The following is a 19,017-nucleotide window of genomic DNA, read 5'->3' as shown; positions in this document are numbered from 1 at the left end:
CAGACAATAGCGTTCTCGCCGGACGCGGCACAAAAGTGTGCCGTGCCCGTGAGAGCTGTTTTATTTTTTATTCACAGAGGTCAGGGTTAGTTTATATTGGGTTAAGTATATTGCTCCGGCTAATTAACAATAAGTTATCGCTGGTAGAGATGAATAATCTCTGCAGATAACTCACGCGCTAACAGTGACGTCATTAAATGATCCTGTGCATGCACCATAATTAACGTCATCGGTTGCTTCGCTTCGCCGGCATCCTGCTCAATTAATTTGGTTTGCATTTTATGTGCCCGAAGCGCAAAGGTATCCGATTCTTTTAACAGCTTTTGCGCTTCCCCGATGCTGCCCTGACGCGCTGCCTGCAACGCTTCAAAGCACAGGCTTCTTGACTGTCCTGAGTTCACAATGATTTCCATCACTGCCTCTTCTAAATCAATCATTATTTAACTCCTGCTCACTGAAACCATTATTAGCCGACGTCGCGGCAAACCATTCGCCGCTTTTTTTCACGGTGCGCCGTTGGCTGACTAAATCGAGTTGCACAAATCCGTAGCGGTTTTTATAGCCGTTGCACCATGACCAGTTATCGATAAATGTCCACATATGGTAGCCAAGACAGTTGGCGCCTTCGCTTATGCCTTTGTGCAGCCATTTAAGATGCTCAGCAATAAAGTCGATACGATATTGATCGTTTATTATCCCCTCCTGTACAAATCGCTGCTCATTTTCAACGCCCATACCATTCTCAGAAATAAAACAGCGAGGATTACCGTAATTAACCCGTAAATTAGTCAGAATGTCATATATGCCAGGTTCGTAAATTTCCCAGCCACGATAAGGATTCATTTTCCGGCCCGGCATTTCATAGTTTTCAAAAAACCACTCGGGCATAAAGGGTGATGCGGGGTTTACCGCACTGTCACGGCATTTTACCCGGCGTGGTTGGTAGTAGTTCACACCCAGCAGATCGATTTTCCCTTCTGCTATCAGTTCACTATCGCCCGGAAGCGAAGCCGGAAGCTGATCGTACTGACGTAGCAGCGTTACCAGATCGACTGGATATTCGCCACGCAATACCGGGTCGAGAAAGCTGCGATTGAACAACAGGTCAGCATGATGGGCAGCGGTGATATCTGCCGGATGCTGCGAACGTGGATAGGAGGGCGTAAGGTTCAGAACGATGCCAATCTCACCGTTGTAGTCCCCAGCCCGATAGGCCTTTACCGCCGACGCATGGGCCAGAACGGTGTGATACGCCACGGTTGCCGCTCGTTTAAAGTCGACGATGTTGGGATAGTGGAAATCATAAAGATAGCCACCTTCAACCGGTACAATCGGCTCATTAAAGGTAAACCAATGCAGCACCCGATCGCCGAAAAGGTCAAAACAGATTTGTGCATAACGACTGAATGCAGCAACGACTTCCCGGTTTTCCCATCCGCCTTTTTCCTGCATCACCATCGGCATATCAAAGTGAAAGAGAGTGATAAAAGGTTTTATGCCCTGCGCCAGCAGTTCATCAATCACGTTATTGTAGAACGTGACCGCTTCAGGGTTCACTTCACCCGTGCCGTCCGGGATCAGGCGGGACCAGCTTAGCGAAGTACGAAAGCTGTTGTGGTTAAGCTTTTTAAGCAACGAAATGTCTTGTTGCCAGTATTGAACAAAGGTAGAGGTCTTTGCCGGACCGATGTTTTGGTGAAAGCGCCAGGGCTGCTGCTGATACCAGACATCCCAGATGGTGGCACTTTTGCCGCCTGCCAGGCTGTCGCCTTCGGTCTGTAAGGCAGAACTGGCACTGCCCCACCAGAAATTTTCAGGAAATGTATAGTTCATCGCTTTACTCTCCAGACTCATTAGTTAGTGCCAATCGTTTCAGCAAGGGGGCTACTGCTTTGCGCTTTCTGCTCTTCTGTTTTCAACAGTGAACGTTCGTAAGCACGCAGGAAAGGCAGGTACATCAGGCCTGAGAGCACCATGCAAATCAGACACATCACCACCGGGCTGATCGCCCAGTTTGCTGCCCACGACGCGCCTATCGGGGCTGGCGTGGTCCATGGCGTGAGCGAGACAACTTGTGCCAGCCAGCCCATTTTGGTCGCCGTGTAAGCCAGTACGGCGTTGATCATCGGGACACAGACGAACGGGATAAACAGGATCGGATTCATAATGATCGGTGCGCCGAACAGGATCGGTTCATTGATGTTAAAGAAGCTCGGTACAACGCCCATTTTGCCGATGGTGCGCAGATGGACGGCGCGGCTGCGCAGTAACAGGAAAGCCAGCGGCAGTGTAGATCCCACACCACCAATAAGCAGAAAGTGATCCCAGAAGCCTTGCAGATAGATGTGCGGCAGTGCGCTGCCCGCCGCCAGAGCCGCCTGGTTAGCGGATAAGTTAGCCATCCAGAAGGGATTCATGATGCCGGTCACAATCAGCGCGCCGTGAATACCGGCGAACCAGAATATTTGACACAGCAGCACAGAGAGCAGGATCGCGGGCAGAGAATCGGAAGCAGAAACCAGCGGCGCCAGCAGATGCATAATGGCTTGCGGAATAATCATGCCGGTTTTGGCTTCAATAAATAAGTTAAGCGGATGCAGCGTACCAATAATCACCACGACAGGGATCAGGATCTCAAACGAACGGGCAACACCGGTTGGCACCTCTTTGGGTAAACGAATGGTGATGTTGTTTTGCTTGAGCCAGGCGTAGATGCGCGTCGTGTAGATGGAGGTGATCAGCGCGGTAAAAATCCCCTGCCCGGAGAGATATTCCGTGGAAATGGTGCCGTCACTGTAGGGCGCGGCAACCAGCAGGAAGGCCATAAATGCCAGCAAACCTGACATCACCGGATCGAGCGAAAATTGCCGCCCCAGACTCGCGCCAATGCCAACCGAGATAAAAAATGTCATCACGCCCATGCTCAGATTAAACGGCAGCATCAGTTGATCGCGATAGGTGGTAGAAAAATCCAGCCAGGCTCGGGCAAAACCATTAGTGGTGGTTTCAGAGAAAGGCGGAAAAATAAATACCAGCATGAAAGAGCCGATAATCATAAAGGGCAGCGCGGCGGTAAAGCCGTCACGGATCGCAATGACGTACTTCTGTTGCCCAAGACGACCCGCTAACGGTGTAATGGATTGCTCAATGACCGCAATCATAGATTGATATAACGAACTCATAAGCGCACCTTTTTAGTTAGCCGCTTCAATGAGCGACAGAGCGTAGTCTAAAACCTTGTCACCGCGTTGCATGCCGTAGTCCATCATCTCGACAGGCTGAACGGGAATGCCCTGGGTGGCCGCTTTTTCTGACAATGTTTTCAGCATATATTTTACCTGTGGCCCAAGTAGCACCACCTGATAACGCGGGAACTGTTCATCAAATTCCGCGATGCCAAAGGCATTAATTTCAACCTCTAAGCCTCTTTCTGCAGCAACTTCTGCCATTTTTCGCACCAGCAGGCTGGTGGACATCCCTGCAGAGCAACACAACATTATTTTGTACATCGACATCCCATCCTCAACGTTTCACGCTTTAGTGTGGCGATGATTGGATATCATATGGAAACCGGTTTCCATCAGTGAAGATAAGAACTGTGATACTTATCAATATCTGGAGTTTAAGGGGGTTCTTTATCCGATTTGCGTCACATAATTTCTGGCAAATTGGATAGCTGAAGTAGCCAAATGGAAAATGAGTTTCCATGCGAAAGGGAAATGGCTATACTTTATGCGGTGAATAAATGCGCTAACGTTGGCATTCATATTGAAAAGTAATACGCAGGGTCCAGGGGAGAAAGATGTCTACTATCAACGATGTATCACGTTTGGCTGGGGTGTCAAAAGCCACAGTTTCACGGGTGTTGAGTGGTTCGCGCGGCGTTAAGGAAGCCAGTCGTCTTGCCGTACTGAAAGCTGCCGATGAACTGAAATATCGACCTAATGTGATCGCACAATCCCTGTTCAGTCAGACCACTAACTGCATCGGCGTTATCTGCGCGCAGGAAAATATCAATCAGACAACCGCCTATCTCTACGCGCTGGAGAAGCAGTTAAGCCAGCATCAAAAACATCTGCTGTTGCGCTTCGCGAATAGCCAGACAGAAATTATGAATGCGCTGGATGAACTCAGCTGCGGTCTGTGCGATGACGTGCTGATTATCGGCGCCCGCTTTCCTCTGAACATTGCAGATGAAAATGTGGTGTTGGTGGATTGCGTAGAAGCAGAAGGCCCAAACAGCATTCAGTTTGATCACTCTTTTGCCGCTGAGACGGCCTGTAATTATTTGATTAACCAGGGCAAGCGCCAAATCGCGTTGATTTATCCTGAAGCAGGCGGCGCTGCCGAGCCGGTTCTCTTTGGCTATAAACTTGCACTGGAAACGAATTTTCTGCCCTTTAACCGCAATCTGGTTATTATGGATTCGGTTTCTTCTTCTGTAGCCATTCAAATGCTGCTGAACAATGCCAGCACCCGCAATTTCAACGCCCTTCTGGTGGCTAACGAACAAGAAGCGCAGAACGTGATTGCCCAGTTGCAGGCATTTAATAAATCCGTACCCGCCGACATTATGGTATTCAGCCTGGCAGGCTCGCTGCAGTTGCCCGGTATCCCTACCATTCCCGCCATTGAGTACTCTATGGATGCCATGGCTTCCAGGATTGTTAACTGGCTGACGACAAAAACCCAAAATATGCTGGGATCCTCCGTGTTGCGCGGCGATCTGATCATTCCGGATATGCGTAAGCGTTAACTGGCTTCTTGCTGGCCGGGAGTGCTGGTCGGAATGAAAGATATAAATTTATGACGCCTCTTCTGCCCCGGCGTCACCCATTTCCAGCGCATGAAGATTACATTCTTTTTCCTGAATGGCTGCACGGTCGTTCGCATCACGGCATCACTACCATGGGATTATTACCCGCCCAGCAAGCCCGGATCAATCCTGTGCCAAAGCGTAGTTAAGTATTTAAATCAGCCTCAGGGATTGGGGAGATCAATAAGAGATGAAATCGCCACAAGGAAGTGTATAAGAAGTGACGTTTGAAGCCGTTAAACATCCCCTGCCCCACAAATAACAGTAACCGCAGCCGCAAGATTCAGGGGGATATCACCGGTCAGTCCGTTAGTTATTTAACGAACAGAAGAAACGAAGGTTTTGTTTACCCTTGTCACTGATGCCCCTTCAGACGCGACCTTACACCATCCGCGCAGAGCAGTTAAAAGGCCGCCATAAATGGCGACCTTTCCGGGTGACTTCTTACAGGGTGAACTTAATAGGTCACTACGGTGACCCAATTCGCATCACCTCCGGCAGGTGCTTCGCCCACCCGCTTAAGCGCCCCGGTTTTAGCATTAATTTCATAGCTGCCGGTAACCGCACTCTTCTCACCGCTGGCAATCAGCCAGCGACCATCAGCTGAAATGGCAATGCCGCGCGGCTGTTTTTCAACCTGCCAGCTGTCAATCAGCGTCAGTTTGCCGTCCTCCTTGTTAACCCGGTAACCGGTAACGGTGCTGCTGGTCCGCTCGCTGACATAAAGAAAACGCCCATCCGGCGTCAGGCGAATATCGGCTGCCCAGATACGCGGCGTGGTGTCGCTGTAATCCGCTGGACGCTCTTTTCCATGTTCCAGTTGGTATTTTTCAGCAACGGCATTTGGGATCTCCGCCACTTTTACCAGTTCGCCGCTCGCTTCACGACGGAACTGAGTGATAATGCCGCCCATCTCGCCAATGTTATAGAGATAGCGATTATCCGGTGACAGCACCGAATGGCGCGGTCCATTCTCTGCGGCGGTGCTGACATAACCCTTACCGAGCGCCGTCAATTCACCCCCGGCGCCCAATTTCAGCTGCAACACACGATCGGTACCGAGATTGCCGACATAGGCATTTGTTCCGCTGTCATCAACAATTACCGAATGTGCCGCATGTCCGGTCTTAAAGCTCCCGACCGGTGACGCATTCACTTTGCCATCGCTGGCGAGCCGATAGACGTGCACCACGTCGCCATCATAGGAGGCGCCAAGCAGAAAACGCCCCTGTTTGTCCGTGCTGATATAGGGATAACTGGCCGCAGCGGCCACGGAATTCAACTGGCTCAGGTCGCCAGTTTTGCTGTCGATGCTCCAGCTCACCAGTTGCAGCGGTTTACTGCGAATCGCCGCATAAAGATGTTTATGATCGGCGCTCAGCGCCATCGGCATCACTTTTCCAGCGGTTTGCGTGCGTCCCAACAGCTGCAACGCGCCCGTTTTCTCGTTCAGCGTATAGCGCGCGATAGTGCCATCACTGGCTTCTGACACGTAGACAAAAGTTTGCGCCAGCAATGGCGCGCTGGCTGCAATCGACGCTAACAGCGTCACCGTACGTAATATTTTCTTCATGCTGCTTCCTTAGCGTACCAATGAGGGACGTTTGGCGTCATAGCGCCAGTTATCGATCAAAAATTGCATCCCCAACGCATCGTTACGATTTTTATCCGGCAGCGCGTTGTAGAGCGCATGTGCCTGTTCGACGCGTTCCATATCCAACTCGATGCCCAGACCTGGACCCGGCGGTAATTCCAGATAGCCATCACGGATCTGTGGCGGCTGACGCGTCAGGTGTTGGCCATCCTGCCAAATCCAGTGGGTATCAAAAGCGGTCTGACGATCGCCCGGCGCCGCTGCACCAAGGTGCGCCACCATGGCCAGCGAGATATCAAAATGATTGTTGGAGTGGCAACCGGTAGTCAGCCCCCATTCATTGCACAACTGCGCCACCACGTTGGCGTTACGCATCGTCCAGAAGTGCGGATCGGCAAGCGGAATATCGATAGCATTCAGTTGCAGCGCATGATGCAGCTGTCGCCAGTCGTTAGCGATCATGTTGGTGGCAACCGGCACGCCCGTGGCGCGGCGGAATTCGGCCAGCGTTTCCCGGCCGGAATAACCCTGCTCTGCGCCGCAGGGATCTTCAAGATAGGGCACCTTACCCGCCAGCTGTTTACCAAAGCGAATCGCTTCCTCCAGCGACCAGCTGGCGTTGGGATCAACGGTAACGCGCGCTTCAGGAAAACGAGCCAGCAGCGCTTCAACCGTTTCAACTTCCACTTCGCCTGACTGTACGCCGCCTTTCAGTTTGAAGTCACGAAAGCCGTACTGCTCAACCGCCGCTTCGGCCAGCCGCACCACTGCTGCTTTGTCCATCGCCGCTTCATGACGCAGACGGAACCAGCCATCTTGCTCATTATCGGCCGAGCGATAGTTCATATTGGTGAGCTTGCGATCGGCGATATAAAACAGATAGCCCAGCACCGGAATACGATCGCGCTGTTTACCGCTGGCAAGCAGATCTGCCACCGGCAGGTTGAACAGTTTGCCCTGCAGATCCAGCAGCGCGGCTTCGATGGCTGCTGCGGCGTTATAAAACTTCTCCGGATTCATCTGCGGTATATGAATGTCATTGGTATGTGAGGTTTGCTGCTGACGCGCCTCGCTGCTGAAGAGCTGGCTCAGCGTAGCGTTAAGGCGCAGCAGCGAACTGCCCTCAATCAGCGGGCGAAACTGCTCCAGCAACTGCAAGGTTGAGGCATGACACGGCGTTTCGCCAACGCCGGTATGCCCGGCAGAATCGGTCAGGATCACGATAATGCGCGTAAAGAAGCAGTTATGGGCGCCGCCAATGTTCAGTAGCATGCTGTCGTAGCCGGCAACCGGTACGATGCGCATAGATTTAATGACTGGACTGTCTGACATGGTTTCTCTCCTTGTGACCGAATGCGGGGGGAACAGGTTTACTACGCAGCAGCAGCCACAACCCGGTTACTACTGAGACGCTGGTCAGCGCGTAGAGTCCGCCGGTGGTGCTGCCGGTGTGCATTTCGAGATAGCCGAACACTGTGGGCGCAAAGAATCCGCCAAGGTTACCAACTGAGTTGATCATCGCAATGCCAGGTGCAGCGATCGAAGCGGGCAACTCGCTTTGCGGCATCGGCCAGAAGAATGCGGCGCTCACCTTGGAACCAATACAAGCCACAATCATCGCCACAAAGCCAAACCACGGCGAGCCAAAGGTGGCCATAAAAGTACCGCAAGCGGCGATGAGCATGGCGATGCCAAGCCCTTTACTCAGCTTATCGCGATAACGATCGGTGGCTTTGCCCAGCATAAACAGAGCCAGGATAGCGAACAGCCACGGAATGGCTGTCAGCAGTCCGGTTTCAAAACTGTTGAAGCCCTGAATACGCTGAATAATTTGCGGTAACCAGAACACCAGGGTGTAGCCGGTCATGGTCATGGTGAAGAAGATCAGGCAGTAAGACAAAAGGCTGCGGTCGGAGAGCAACCCCCAGCGACCATATGTTACCGCATGCTCTTCACGTGCAGCATCTTCCAGAGCCAGTTGCTGCGCCAGCGCCTGTTTCTCCGCGTCGCTGAGCCATTTCGCCCCTTCTGGTTTAGAGACCAACACAAATGCCCCCAGCAAGCCGATCGCTATCGATCCGCCGCCCTCCATAAACATTACCCATTTCCAGCCCGCGATGCCGCCAACATCATGCATCATCAGGATTGCGCCTGTGAGCGGGCCGGAGAAGAGAAAGGCGCTGGCTGTTGCACTTAACACCATGGCGGTAGCGCGTCCTCGCAAGGCATTCGGCACCCATTGACGAAAATAGAACAGCACGCCAGGGAAGAAGCCAGCCTCCGCTACGCCGAGCAGGAAACGCAGCAGATAGAAATGCAGCGGTGTGCTAACGAAGCCGGTCACCACCACCACCATGCCCCAGGTGATCATAATGCGCGTGAGCCACACACGTGCGCCGAGTTTCTTCAACATCATATTGCTCGGCACTTCAAACAGCGCATAGCCGATAAAGAACAGCCCTGCGCCTAAGCCGAAAGCGGCGGCGCTGATACCAGCATCGGTTTGCAGTTGGGCTTTCACGAAACCAATATTGGCACGGTCAATCTGGTTAACGATAAGCATCAATGCCAGCATCGGAATGATCCGGCGGAAAAACTTGCCGATGGCGGAAGCGATATGCGCCTCGTGATCGGGTGATAATTCATCTTGTTGTGTCATGCGTCACCTGTAGGGTCAAAAGCACCGCTATAGGTATACGCAGCTGAAATGGCAGGCGGATATGTGGTATTGCCCGATAACGCTTATGCAAATGCCCTACTCTTGTTAAAATTCATAGGGTTATGTTGATTTTTGTGGAAGATTTTAGTGCTGGTTTGTGCGCTGGCTCACTGGCCAGTACGATTCATATCGCCTGATACAGGCATTCTGCGGAAGTTTACCGGCCAGGATACACTTAAGGGTGATATCCCGCTGATTAGTCCATAACATTAACATCTTGCCCATTTATTCCGGCCCGTTAACACACATAACAGGATTCTACGCCGGAACCCCTGATTTTTTCGCTCCTTTGCCTTGATGGTGTTATGCTACGTCCAATTAGCCGTGTTGATTACACGGCATCTGACGCGAGGTATTTATGGCCGCAACACAACGAGCAACGCAAAGCGTTACCATGACCGTAGAACGAACCTTACTCAGCCGTGCGCGTGAGGCTGGAATTAATCTTAGCGCCATCCTGAGCGCAGCCCTTGACGCTGAGCTACGCCAGTATGAAGCGAAGAAGTGGCAGGAGGAAAATAGCGAAGCGCTGGAAGCACTTAACCGCTTTCACGATGAATTTGGTTGTTTCAGCGATGAATACAGGACATTTTAAGCATGCAGTTCACTGTATACGGTAACACCGGGAAGAGCGCCCTCTATCCCCTGCTGCTTGATGTAACCAGCGATATTATCGGCCAGTTAAACCGCAGGATTGTTGTCCCCCTTCTGCCTGTTGAAAAGTACCCAGGCAGCACACGCCCCGAACGGTTGGTTCCGCTTATCAAACTGACCGACGATAAAGAATATGCAGTTATGACGCATGAGATGGCGAGCATTCCCGCTCGTTCTCTGGGGACGGTATTCTGCGATGCTTCTCAATATCGTACCCAGATCAAAGCCGCGATTGATTTTCTTCTCGACGGTATTTAATCCCCTTTTAAAGCTGCTATTTTCGTTTCGGTCAGCCCCAAAATTTGTTTCGCCAAATAGTCGCTGTTTCTTATGACTATAGGAAAAGTACTGAGGAGTTCGCTAACGCCTGGGCTAAATCAGCGGCTGACTTGAATTGCGGCGATGATAATCGGGTGATGGAATAATTTATTTCCCTCATAATTTTGGTTGTTATCTCGGCAGCAACGCACTTTAAGGCCCGGTGTGAAGCATATAATGCTCATAATATTCAGGCGTTAATGTCTTGTTTTCAGACTACTTTGCTCAGTTTCCAACATTAATAAAGGCGTCTCGCCTCTCTCTACCAAAAGGTCAGATGAACATTCTTAATCACCATCGTATCGTGCTCTGGCTATGCGGAAATAGTCGGCGGATGTGATAATCCACGACCATAAAGGTAACATCCGAAGAAGCATTTCTTTTCCAGAATCTGTAATTGCATAAACCACCCGGGGTAATTTCTCCTCGTAATCACAGCGGGATATCAGTCCGTCACGCTCCAGATGACGCAGTGTTCGCGTCAGCATTCTTTGAGTGACCCCCGTAAGGTTGCGGCGTATCTCTCCATAGCGAAGAGAACCGCAGGTACCGAGAATATGTAACACGCCCAGCGACCAGCGATTACCAGCATGAGCCAGGATCTCACGTTTCAGTCCCTCATCATCGTTGCTTAATTCTGCACAAAATTCCTTTGAAAATTGCAGCAATGCTTCCCGTTCAGACTCCATATCACCTCCGGTATCATTTATGTGCCTAATTGAGGCAGGCTCTTTCAGCTGTCAGGATGACGTTTTAATACGACAGGAGGCAAGAATGAAATCCGAAAACAAATTTTTAAATACTGTTCTCATACTCGGCGCAGGAGAGCTTGGTCTTCAAGTGTTACGAGCGATGTCTTATAAAGCGCAGAAACATAGCGATCTAAAAATCAGCGTGTTACTAAAAAAAGAAGCTGCTAACGCCGTTTCTGGTCCACGCAGGGCACGACTGGATGAGTTGATGAAACTGGGCATTTCTGTAGTCGAGGGCGATCTGCAGAAAAACAGTATTGAGGAGCTAAGTGAAATATTTGATCCTTTCGACACCGTCATCAACTGCAGTGGTTTTGTCGGCGGGCCGGGAACACAGATAAAAATTACGCATTCGGTATTAAGAGCGGCTGTGGCACGATACTTTCCGTGGCAGTTTGGCGTTGACTATGACGTTGTTGGTAAAGGCAGCGGACAGCAGGTATGGGATGAACAACTGGAGGTTCGCCATCTTTTGCGCGGGCAAAATGCGACGGAATGGGTCATTGTCTCTACCGGAATTTTCACCAGCTACCTGTTTGACCCTGGCTTTGGTGTAGTTGATGCACAAAGTAAAACTGTTTTTGGCCTGGGTGACTGGCAGCATGCAGTGACGCTGACCACACCTGAAAATATCGGCCAGCTGACTGCAGATATTTTCTTCCATCAACCTGCTTTTCGTAACGAGATTGTCTTTATCGCAGGAGATACGCTGACTTACCGTGAGCTGGCCGATTTAATGCAAATCCACTGGAACGCTGAAGTAAACAGAAAATTACTGGTCAGAAAACAGCTTGAGGATGATGTGCAGCATAATCCTGAAGATGCGGGAGCAAAATATCGACTTGCTTTCTCCCGGCCTGACGGAGTGGCGTGGAGTAAAGAAAAAACATTCAATTATCTTCAGGGGATTGAAACCACAACGGCCAGTCAGTGGCTTGCAAAACAGCGTGCCGTGTAGTTTTCAGGCTTTAATTCATGGTCTGTACAGAGAATAAGCCAGGCGAACCTTCTGAATGCTGCTTCTGCTGTATTCAGAAGGCACCAGTTCATTCAACACATAACGTTGAACGGTTGAAGCTCAACTCCGTCTATATAAGGCGAACAGGCGTGAGATTTTTCCCAGCATGGTCAGGTAATTACCTGTTTTCCGACAGGCGTTTACGGTAAAAATATGCCAGGATGCTGTGAAGATAATGAGAAACCGAGACCAGGGAGATACCATGACTCAGCCTTCTGCCCCGAAAGGGTTGTCCGTAGCCGGGGCGCTGGACAAGCTGGACGCCCTCTATGAAGAGGCCGTTACCGCGCTTCGCGAAGCGATTACCACCTATATCAGCAGCGGTAAGTTACCGGACGAAGCCGCGCGCGCCAGCGGCCTGTTCGTTTATCCTGAACTGCGCGTGAGCTGGGAAGGTGACGATGTAGGCCACCGCCTCACCCGCGCCTTTGGCCGCTTCACCCGTCCGGGCAGCTACGCCACCACTATCACCCGCCCGGCTCTGGCCAGGCATTACCTTTCTGAACAGCTTGAGATGCTGGCCGGCGAATATCCGGTGACGCTGGAAGTGAGACCCTCCAGCCAGGAGATCCCCTTCCCTTATGTGATCGATGGCTCCAACCTGGGGCTTGACCGCACCATGAGCGCCGGTCTGGCGAAGCACTTCCCCACCACTGAGCTGGCACAGATTGGCGATGAAAATGCCGATGGCCTCTATCAGCCGGGTGAAGCGTTCCCGCTCTCTCACTTCGATGCGCTACGCACCGATTTTTCGCTGGCCAGGCTCCGTCATTACACCGGCACGCCCGTTGAACATTTTCAATCCTACGTGTTGTTCACCAACTATACCCGTTATGTGGATGAGTTTGTCCGCTGGGGCTGTGAACAGATAGCGGACCCTGACTCGCCTTATGAGGCGTTATCCTGCGCAGGCAGCATTTTTGTCACGGCGGAAACGCCCGATCCTTTGCAGGTCATCTCCGGTCTGGCGTGGAAAAACCACCAGATGCCCGCCTGGCATCTGATCGCTAAAGAGGGCCAGGGGATCACGCTGATTAACATTGGCGTGGGGCCATCCAACGCTAAAACCATCTGCGACCATCTGGCGGTGCTGCGTCCTCATACCTGGCTGATGATTGGTCACTGCGGCGGGCTGCGCGAGAGCCAGACCATTGGCGATTACGTGCTGGCTCACGCCTATCTGCGCGACGACCACGTGCTGGACGATGTGCTTCCGCCCGATATCCCGGTTCCCAGCATCGCGGAAGTGCAGCGGGCGCTTTATGACGCCACCAAGCAGGTCAGCGGTATGCCAGGCGATCAGGTTAAACAGCGGCTTCGTACCGGCACGGTGGTGACTACCGATGACCGTAACTGGGAGCTGCGCTATTCCGCCTCCGCCCTGCGTTTCAATCTCAGCCGTGCGGTAGCCGTAGATATGGAAAGCGCCACCATCGCCGCGCAGGGTTATCGCTTCCGCGTGCCTTACGGGACGTTACTCTGCGTCTCTGATAAGCCGTTGCATGGCGAGATCAAGCTACCTGGCCAGGCCAACCGCTTCTATGAAGGGGCGATCTCGGAGCATCTGCAAATCGGCATTCGCGCTATAGATCTGCTGCGCGCCGAAGGGGATAAACTGCATTCCCGTAAACTGCGTACCTTTAACGAGCCGCCGTTCCGCTAGAGGCTAAGGCCAGCCTGCCTGGAGCGGGCTGGCTGGCTGGCTGAAATGCTATCTCAGCCTCTCCAGAGAGAGGCTGAAGCTAAACGTTAATCTTAAGTCCCCCCAAGATAGGCGCTTCTCACCTCAGGATCTGCCAGCAGCTCCTGCCCGGTGCCGGTCAGACGGATCTGCCCGTTCACCATCACATACGCCCGGTCCGAAAGCTTTAGCGCGTGGTTGGCGTTTTGCTCCACCAGAAACAGCGTCATTCCTCCTTGCGTCAGTTCCCGCAGGATCTGAAAAATCTGCTTCACCACAATGGGCGCCAGCCCCAGACTGGGTTCATCCAGCAGCAGCAATTTTGGCCTGCTCATCAGGGCGCGGGCGATAGCCAGCATCTGTTGTTCGCCGCCCGATAAGGTCATGGCCCGCTGGCTGCGCCGCTCCTCCAGACGGGGGAACAGGCTGTACATACGCGCCTTATCCTCGTTCTGATATCGACTGCCAATGGGGATGGTGCCCATTAGCAGGTTCTCCTCCACCGTCATATCGGGGAAAATCCGCCGCCCTTCCGGCGCCTGTGCAATACCGTTGCTGGCAATAAAGTGGGTCGACTTATGGCTGATATCTTTCCCGCGATAGAGGATCTCCCCCGCAGCAATACGCGGCTGACCAAATATCGACATTAATAATGTTGATTTCCCGGCACCATTCGCGCCAATCAACGCCACCGTTTCGCCTTCATTCACCGTCAGCGAAATCTCTTTTAATGCCTGAACAGGGCCGTAGAAAACGCTGACATGGCGAAACTCAAGCAGGCTCTGGCTCATCCGGTAATCTCCTCTTCTTCCGCACCCAGATAAGCTGCAATCACGCTGGCATTATTCTGGATCTCTGCGGGCGTGCCGCGAGCAATGACATCGCCATGATCCAGCACAATCACATGGTCCGAAATCTCCATCACCATGCCCATATCATGCTCAATCAGTAATACCGTCACGCCATGCTGCTGGCGAAGGAAACGAATAATTTTGCTCAGCGCCTGGGTTTCAACCGGGTTCAGCCCTGCCGCAGGCTCATCCAGACAGATCATTTCCGGCCCGGTGCACATGGCGCGCGCAATCTCCAGCCTGCGCTGCTGACCGTAGGAGAGCGTACCGGCCAGCCTGTTGACGCACGCCACCAGATCCACCACCTCCAGCCAGTAAAAGGCGCGGTCGAGAGCCTGACTCTCGGCCTTGCGATAGCCTGGCGTGTTGAGTATTCCGGCAATCAGATTGCGGTTTGCCTGCATGTGCTGCGCCACCAGCAGATTCTCCACCACCGACATCTCGCGGAACAGGCGAATATTCTGGAAGGTGCGGGCCAGGCCAGCCCGGTTAACCAGATGCGTGCCGCCGAACATTTTGTAATAGATCCGTGAACCCAGACGTGCAGGATTGAGAAAGTCGCCGGAACGGATTTTCTGCCCCAATACCTGGATGACATCGGTCCTGCGGGAGTGGGCGTTGAGCAGAATCGAGCCGCCGGTGGCCTGATAAAAGCCGGTGAGGCAGTTAAATACCGTGGTTTTCCCCGCGCCGTTTGGCCCGATTAATGCCGTGACCGAGCCGCGTTCAATCTCCAGACTCACGTCGTTCAGTGCTTTGATGCCGCCGAAATGCATCATCAGATGCTCAACACGCAGAATGCTGTCGCTCATGGTGCTACTCCCTTGCGCATTGCCACGCCCACACGACTGGTGCGCACCAGCCCGCGCGGCCGCCAGATCATCATCACCACCATCAGCACGCCAAACAGCAGAACGCGGTATTCGGCAAAGCTGCGCAGAAGTTCAGGCGCAACGGTCAGCACAAAGGCTGCCAGTACCACACCCAGCGTCGAGCCCATACCCCCCAGCACTACGATGGCGAGGATCAGCGCTGATTCAAAAAAGGTAAAAGAAGTGGGGTTAACGAAGCCCTGATAGGTGGCGAAGAACACGCCTGCAATGCCTGCGGTGGAAGCACCCAGCATAAAAGCGGAGAGTTTGACCAGCACGTGATTTAACCCCATCGCCCGGCAGGCAATCTCATCTTCACGCAGCGCCTCCCACGCCCGCCCGATTGGCATGCGGGTCAGCCGGTGCTTGATAAACAGCACCAGCAGTACCACCAGGATCAGGACGGCATAGATAAAGATAAACTTCAGGTTAGGGTTGTAGGTGGTATGCAGAAACTCATGGATGGGCACCCCGCCCTCTTTGGCTCGCCGGGCAAACTCCAGGCCAAAAAAGGTGGGTGCAGGCACCGAGACGCCATTGGGGCCGCCGGTAAAGCTGACCCAGTTGGTCAGCACCAGACGAATAATTTCACCAAAGCCCAGCGTGACGATAGCCAGGTAATCCCCATGCATCCTTAATACCGGGAACCCCAGCATCGCGCCTGCTAACGCTGCGAGTATTGCGCCAAGCGGCAGCATTGCCCAAAAGCCCAGCCCGAGATATTGATAGCCCAGCGCCAGACCGTAAGCACCGATGGCATAAAACGCCACGTATCCCAAATCCAGCAGCCCGGCCAGCCCAACCACAATATTCAGCCCCAGGCCCAGCAGCACGTAAATCAGCCCCAGAATAGCCACGGTGAGCAGGTATTTGGTGGCAATAAAGGGAAACAGGATCGCCAGCGCCAGCAGCAAGGGAATGATCCAGCGCAGGCGGCTGCGGTAATCTGCGGGCCGGACATAAACTCCGTCATCAGCGCCTTCAAAACGGGAGACAAATTTACGTCCGGTAGCGCTCTGTAGCATCAGGCTCAACAGCAGTCTGCCCACCATCACCGCAGCGACCAGGATCGCCACCCGCTGTGGGGAGAGTTCAAAACTGTAGCCCTTCAGCACTATGCCGACAATCGGCCCAAACACCACCAGCGCGCACAGCCCCGCCAGCACTGTATCGATCAGGCTCTGCCTGATATCCAGCCCCGGCTTCATTGCAGCATCCGTCATCACAGACTCCTTACACCTTGGTCACCAGCGGACGTCCCAACAGCCCCTGCGGGCGGAAAATCAGGATCACCACCAGCAGCGCAAACGAGAACACATCTTTGTAGTCAGAGTTCACCATGCCGGCGAATTGCGCCTCGGCAATACCCAGCAGCAGCCCACCCAGCATCGCGCCCGGCAGGGAACCAATGCCGCCCAACACCGCGGCGGTAAAGGCTTTGATGCCGATAATAAACCCGGCATAAAAGTCGAAGGTACCGTAGTTCATCGTCACCAGCACGCCAGCCAGACCGGCCATCGCTGCGCCAATAACAAAGACCAGCGAGATAACCCTGTCGGTATTGATGCCGAGTATCGAGGCCATTTTTCTGTCCTGCTGCGTGGCGCGACAGATCCTTCCCAGCCGGGTGTACTGAATAATCCAGGTGAGGAGTGCCATGCCAGCCAGCGCCGCCGCCAGGATAAAGACTTTGGTCCAGGTGATTTGCACCATCCCATCGCCAACTTCAAATCGCAGCACGCCCGTCAGCAGCGTTGGAATGCCCTGCTGATTGGGTCCCTGACTGATTTGCGCATAGTTCTGCAGAATAAGTGACATGCCGATAGCTGAAATTAACGGCGCCAGCCGGGTAGAGTTTCGCAATGGCCGGTAGGCAATACGTTCAATTGTCCAGCCATAAACGCCGGTGACGACGATGGTGAAAATTAGCGTGCCGAAGATCAGCAGCGGGAAAGAGTGAATACCAAAGTAAGAGAGCAGCGCCAGGCCAATTGCGCAGAGGTAAGCGGAGATCATATACACTTCGCCATGGGCAAAATTGATCATGCCGATAATGCCATAAACCATGGTATAGCCGATGGCGATCAGGCCATAGACGGCCCCCAGCGTCAGGCCATTGATCAGCTGTTGCAGAAAGAATGCTTCCATTGTGAAGGGTCTCGCCTGAAGTAGGCCAGCGCTGACTCTTCCCGCGCTGGCTTAACGTTTGCGATCTTCTGCCTGTCGGGCAGAAAGGAGTGGCCGGGATTAAAGCTGGTGATACTTGCCTTTGTCGTCCCATTTGTAGACCACATAGTCCGAGACCTTCAGGTCACCCTTGCCATCCCATCCTTTCTGGCCCATTACCGTATCGACACTGTGGCTCTTCAGCCACTCGCTGGCTTTTTCATTATCTTTACCCGCGCCGTTATAGGCGGCGGCAATCGCCTGGATAGAGGCGTAGGCGTAGAGGGTGTAGCCTTCCGGTTCAAAGCCGCCTGCGCGGAACTTCTCAATTACCGATTTACCCGCAGCAAGGGTGCGCGGGTCATTGCCAAAGGTCATCAGCACGCCGTTGGTATACTGAGGGCCGCCCGCCGCAGTCACCATCTCCTGGGTGACGATACAGTCGCCGGAGAAGAATTTGGCCTGTACGCCCTGCTCACGCATCTGCCGCACCAGCGGACCGGCCTCCGGATGACAGCCGCCAAAGTAGACCACATCAGGCTTGAGCGACCCGATCTTGGTCACCAGCGCGTTAAAGTCTTTTTCTCCACGGGACAACCCTTCATAGAGCACTTCTTTGGTGCCGCGTTTCTCCAGCGCGGCTTTGGTGGCGTCTGCCAGACCCTGACCATAGGTATCTTTGTCGTGGATCACGGCGATCTTCTTCGCCTTTAAAACGTCAAGCATGTAGTTAGCCGCAACCGTACCCTGCTGATCGTCGCGTCCGCACATGCGGAACATCCCTTTCATGCCGCGCTCGGTGATTTGCGGGTTGGTGGAGCCGGGGGTAATGGTCAGCACGCCCGCTTCGTCATACACTTCTGATGCAGGCATGGTGGAAGAGGAGCAGAAATGGCCAACAACCGCTGAGACTTTGGACTCATCCACCAGCCGGTTAGCCACCGCTACGGCCTGCTTGGGTTCGCAGGCATCATCGCCCTGTACCAGCACAATTTTCTCCCCCTTGATACCGCCAGCCGCATTGATATCTGCCGCCGCCTGCGACGCCCCTTTCCAGTATTGCGCACCGTAGGTGGCATTCGGGCCGGTAAACGGGCCTGCCACACCAATCATCACATCTGCCTGCGCAGAGAGCGCCGTACTCAAACAACCAGCTATCACAACCTGAAGGGGTAACTTAATCAGTTTCAAAGACATTCTGTATTCCTCAGCACTGTTCAGAACTAAACGCCGGTCAGCGGCGCGGGAAACATCATTGAGTGGGGCGAAAATCTGATAAGAGAGCGGGCCGCGAACGGCTGGTATTGAACAAGCAATAATCTCGCCATAATGGTGAGAAGCACCTGATTTCCTTAAAAGATGTGAAGTGATGCGGCTTAAGCTGCTGTTACCCGCTCTTTTCAGGATGGCATTTTCCAGCAGCAAGCGTAACAGCCCTGACAAGGCTGACCGGGAAGCGTGGTTCCTGGCTGGCCAGAAACGTAAACATAGCTGCACTGTCTGCAGAGTGCGCACTGCGCTGGTGCAAAAATGCGGGAGAGATCAATTGAGTGAGGAATTTTTTACCGTGAATGTG

Annotated in this window: 18 protein-coding genes; 5 read left to right on the top strand and 13 right to left on the bottom strand. The window is 53.1% G+C overall.

Annotated features, from left to right (window positions below; genetic code table 11):
* Positions 1–134: 134 nt before the first annotated feature.
* From SD961_RS15630 to SD961_RS15615, 4 genes are read right to left on the bottom strand one after another with little or no spacing between them, the layout of a single operon-like run.
* On the bottom strand, positions 135–437 hold the full coding sequence (locus SD961_RS15630) for a PTS lactose/cellobiose transporter subunit IIA (RefSeq protein ID WP_318791262.1): 303 nt from the start codon (positions 435–437) through the stop codon (positions 135–137).
* Positions 430–1,833 (bottom strand): glycoside hydrolase family 1 protein, encoded by a 1,404-nt coding sequence (locus tag SD961_RS15625; RefSeq protein WP_318791261.1) that lies wholly within the window; start codon positions 1,831–1,833, stop codon positions 430–432. The genes SD961_RS15630 and SD961_RS15625 overlap by 8 nt, the downstream gene beginning before the upstream one ends.
* 20 nt (positions 1,834–1,853) lie before the next feature.
* Positions 1,854–3,182: a PTS sugar transporter subunit IIC gene (locus SD961_RS15620; protein WP_318791260.1), complete on the bottom strand. Its 1,329-nt coding sequence runs from the start codon at positions 3,180–3,182 to the stop codon at positions 1,854–1,856.
* A gap of 12 nt (positions 3,183–3,194) precedes the next feature.
* A complete protein-coding gene (locus SD961_RS15615; RefSeq protein WP_318791331.1) occupies positions 3,195–3,509 on the bottom strand; it encodes a PTS sugar transporter subunit IIB in 315 nt (104 codons plus the stop codon).
* A 293-nt stretch (positions 3,510–3,802) separates the two neighbouring features.
* On the opposite strand from SD961_RS15615, the gene SD961_RS15610 reads away from it, so the two are divergent.
* Positions 3,803–4,756 (top strand): LacI family DNA-binding transcriptional regulator, encoded by a 954-nt coding sequence (locus SD961_RS15610; protein ID WP_318791259.1) that lies wholly within the window; start codon positions 3,803–3,805, stop codon positions 4,754–4,756.
* A gap of 517 nt (positions 4,757–5,273) precedes the next feature.
* Here the strand turns inward: SD961_RS15610 and SD961_RS15605 are convergent.
* From SD961_RS15605 to SD961_RS15595, 3 genes are read right to left on the bottom strand one after another with little or no spacing between them, the layout of a single operon-like run.
* Positions 5,274–6,389, bottom strand: a complete 1,116-nt coding sequence (locus SD961_RS15605) for a lactonase family protein (RefSeq protein WP_318791258.1) — start codon at positions 6,387–6,389, stop codon at positions 5,274–5,276.
* A gap of 9 nt (positions 6,390–6,398) precedes the next feature.
* Positions 6,399–7,742: an enolase C-terminal domain-like protein gene (locus SD961_RS15600; RefSeq protein WP_318791257.1), complete on the bottom strand. Its 1,344-nt coding sequence runs from the start codon at positions 7,740–7,742 to the stop codon at positions 6,399–6,401.
* A complete protein-coding gene (locus SD961_RS15595; RefSeq protein ID WP_318791256.1) occupies positions 7,720–9,069 on the bottom strand; it encodes an MFS transporter in 1,350 nt (449 codons plus the stop codon). Before SD961_RS15595 ends, SD961_RS15600 begins: the two co-directional genes overlap by 23 nt.
* A gap of 418 nt (positions 9,070–9,487) precedes the next feature.
* On the opposite strand from SD961_RS15595, the gene SD961_RS15590 reads away from it, so the two are divergent.
* Both SD961_RS15590 and SD961_RS15585 read left to right on the top strand, forming a co-directional pair.
* Positions 9,488–9,724: a type II toxin-antitoxin system CcdA family antitoxin gene (locus tag SD961_RS15590; RefSeq protein WP_318791255.1), complete on the top strand. Its 237-nt coding sequence runs from the start codon at positions 9,488–9,490 to the stop codon at positions 9,722–9,724.
* Between the two features lie 2 nt (positions 9,725–9,726).
* Complete coding sequence (locus SD961_RS15585) at positions 9,727–10,041, top strand: CcdB family protein (protein WP_318791254.1); 315 nt, start codon at positions 9,727–9,729, stop codon at positions 10,039–10,041.
* A gap of 347 nt (positions 10,042–10,388) precedes the next feature.
* Here SD961_RS15585 and SD961_RS15580 read toward each other — a convergent pair whose 3' ends face one another.
* Complete coding sequence (locus SD961_RS15580; RefSeq protein ID WP_318791253.1) at positions 10,389–10,790, bottom strand: helix-turn-helix domain-containing protein; 402 nt, start codon at positions 10,788–10,790, stop codon at positions 10,389–10,391.
* An 85-nt stretch (positions 10,791–10,875) separates the two neighbouring features.
* On the opposite strand from SD961_RS15580, the gene SD961_RS15575 reads away from it, so the two are divergent.
* The gene (locus SD961_RS15575; protein ID WP_318791252.1) at positions 10,876–11,811 is read left to right on the top strand and encodes an aromatic alcohol reductase; all 936 of its coding nucleotides are present in this window, start codon (positions 10,876–10,878) and stop codon (positions 11,809–11,811) included.
* 262 nt (positions 11,812–12,073) lie between these two features.
* Entirely contained in the window at positions 12,074–13,534 is a 1,461-nt protein-coding gene (locus SD961_RS15570) for an AMP nucleosidase (RefSeq protein WP_318791251.1), read from the top strand.
* 92 nt (positions 13,535–13,626) lie between these two features.
* On the opposite strand, the gene SD961_RS15565 is transcribed toward SD961_RS15570, so the two are convergent.
* The 5 genes from SD961_RS15565 to SD961_RS15545 all read right to left on the bottom strand — a co-directional run bounded on the left by SD961_RS15565 (position 13,627) and on the right by SD961_RS15545 (position 18,638).
* Positions 13,627–14,343, bottom strand: a complete 717-nt coding sequence (locus SD961_RS15565; RefSeq protein WP_318791250.1) for an ABC transporter ATP-binding protein — start codon at positions 14,341–14,343, stop codon at positions 13,627–13,629.
* On the bottom strand, positions 14,340–15,215 hold the full coding sequence (locus tag SD961_RS15560; RefSeq protein WP_318791249.1) for an ABC transporter ATP-binding protein: 876 nt from the start codon (positions 15,213–15,215) through the stop codon (positions 14,340–14,342). The genes SD961_RS15565 and SD961_RS15560 overlap by 4 nt, the downstream gene beginning before the upstream one ends.
* Positions 15,212–16,498: a high-affinity branched-chain amino acid ABC transporter permease LivM gene (livM, locus tag SD961_RS15555; protein ID WP_318791248.1), complete on the bottom strand. Its 1,287-nt coding sequence runs from the start codon at positions 16,496–16,498 to the stop codon at positions 15,212–15,214. The genes SD961_RS15560 and livM overlap by 4 nt, the downstream gene beginning before the upstream one ends.
* 10 nt (positions 16,499–16,508) lie before the next feature.
* Positions 16,509–17,423 (bottom strand): ABC transporter permease subunit, encoded by a 915-nt coding sequence (locus SD961_RS15550; RefSeq protein ID WP_318791247.1) that lies wholly within the window; start codon positions 17,421–17,423, stop codon positions 16,509–16,511.
* Positions 17,424–17,522: 99 nt separating this feature from the next.
* Positions 17,523–18,638 carry a branched-chain amino acid ABC transporter substrate-binding protein gene (locus tag SD961_RS15545; RefSeq protein ID WP_412916691.1) on the bottom strand — a complete coding sequence of 372 codons (1,116 nt, stop codon included), beginning with the start codon at positions 18,636–18,638 and terminating at the stop codon, positions 17,523–17,525.
* Between the last annotated feature and the right edge of the window lie 379 nt (positions 18,639–19,017).

Source organism: Erwinia sp. MMLR14_017 (assembly GCF_033657285.1).
In the GTDB taxonomy this organism is placed as follows: Bacteria; Pseudomonadota; Gammaproteobacteria; order Enterobacterales; family Enterobacteriaceae; genus Erwinia.
The sequence above is the reverse complement of the archived record's forward strand: the minus strand, read 5'-3'. Positions and strand labels throughout refer to the sequence as shown.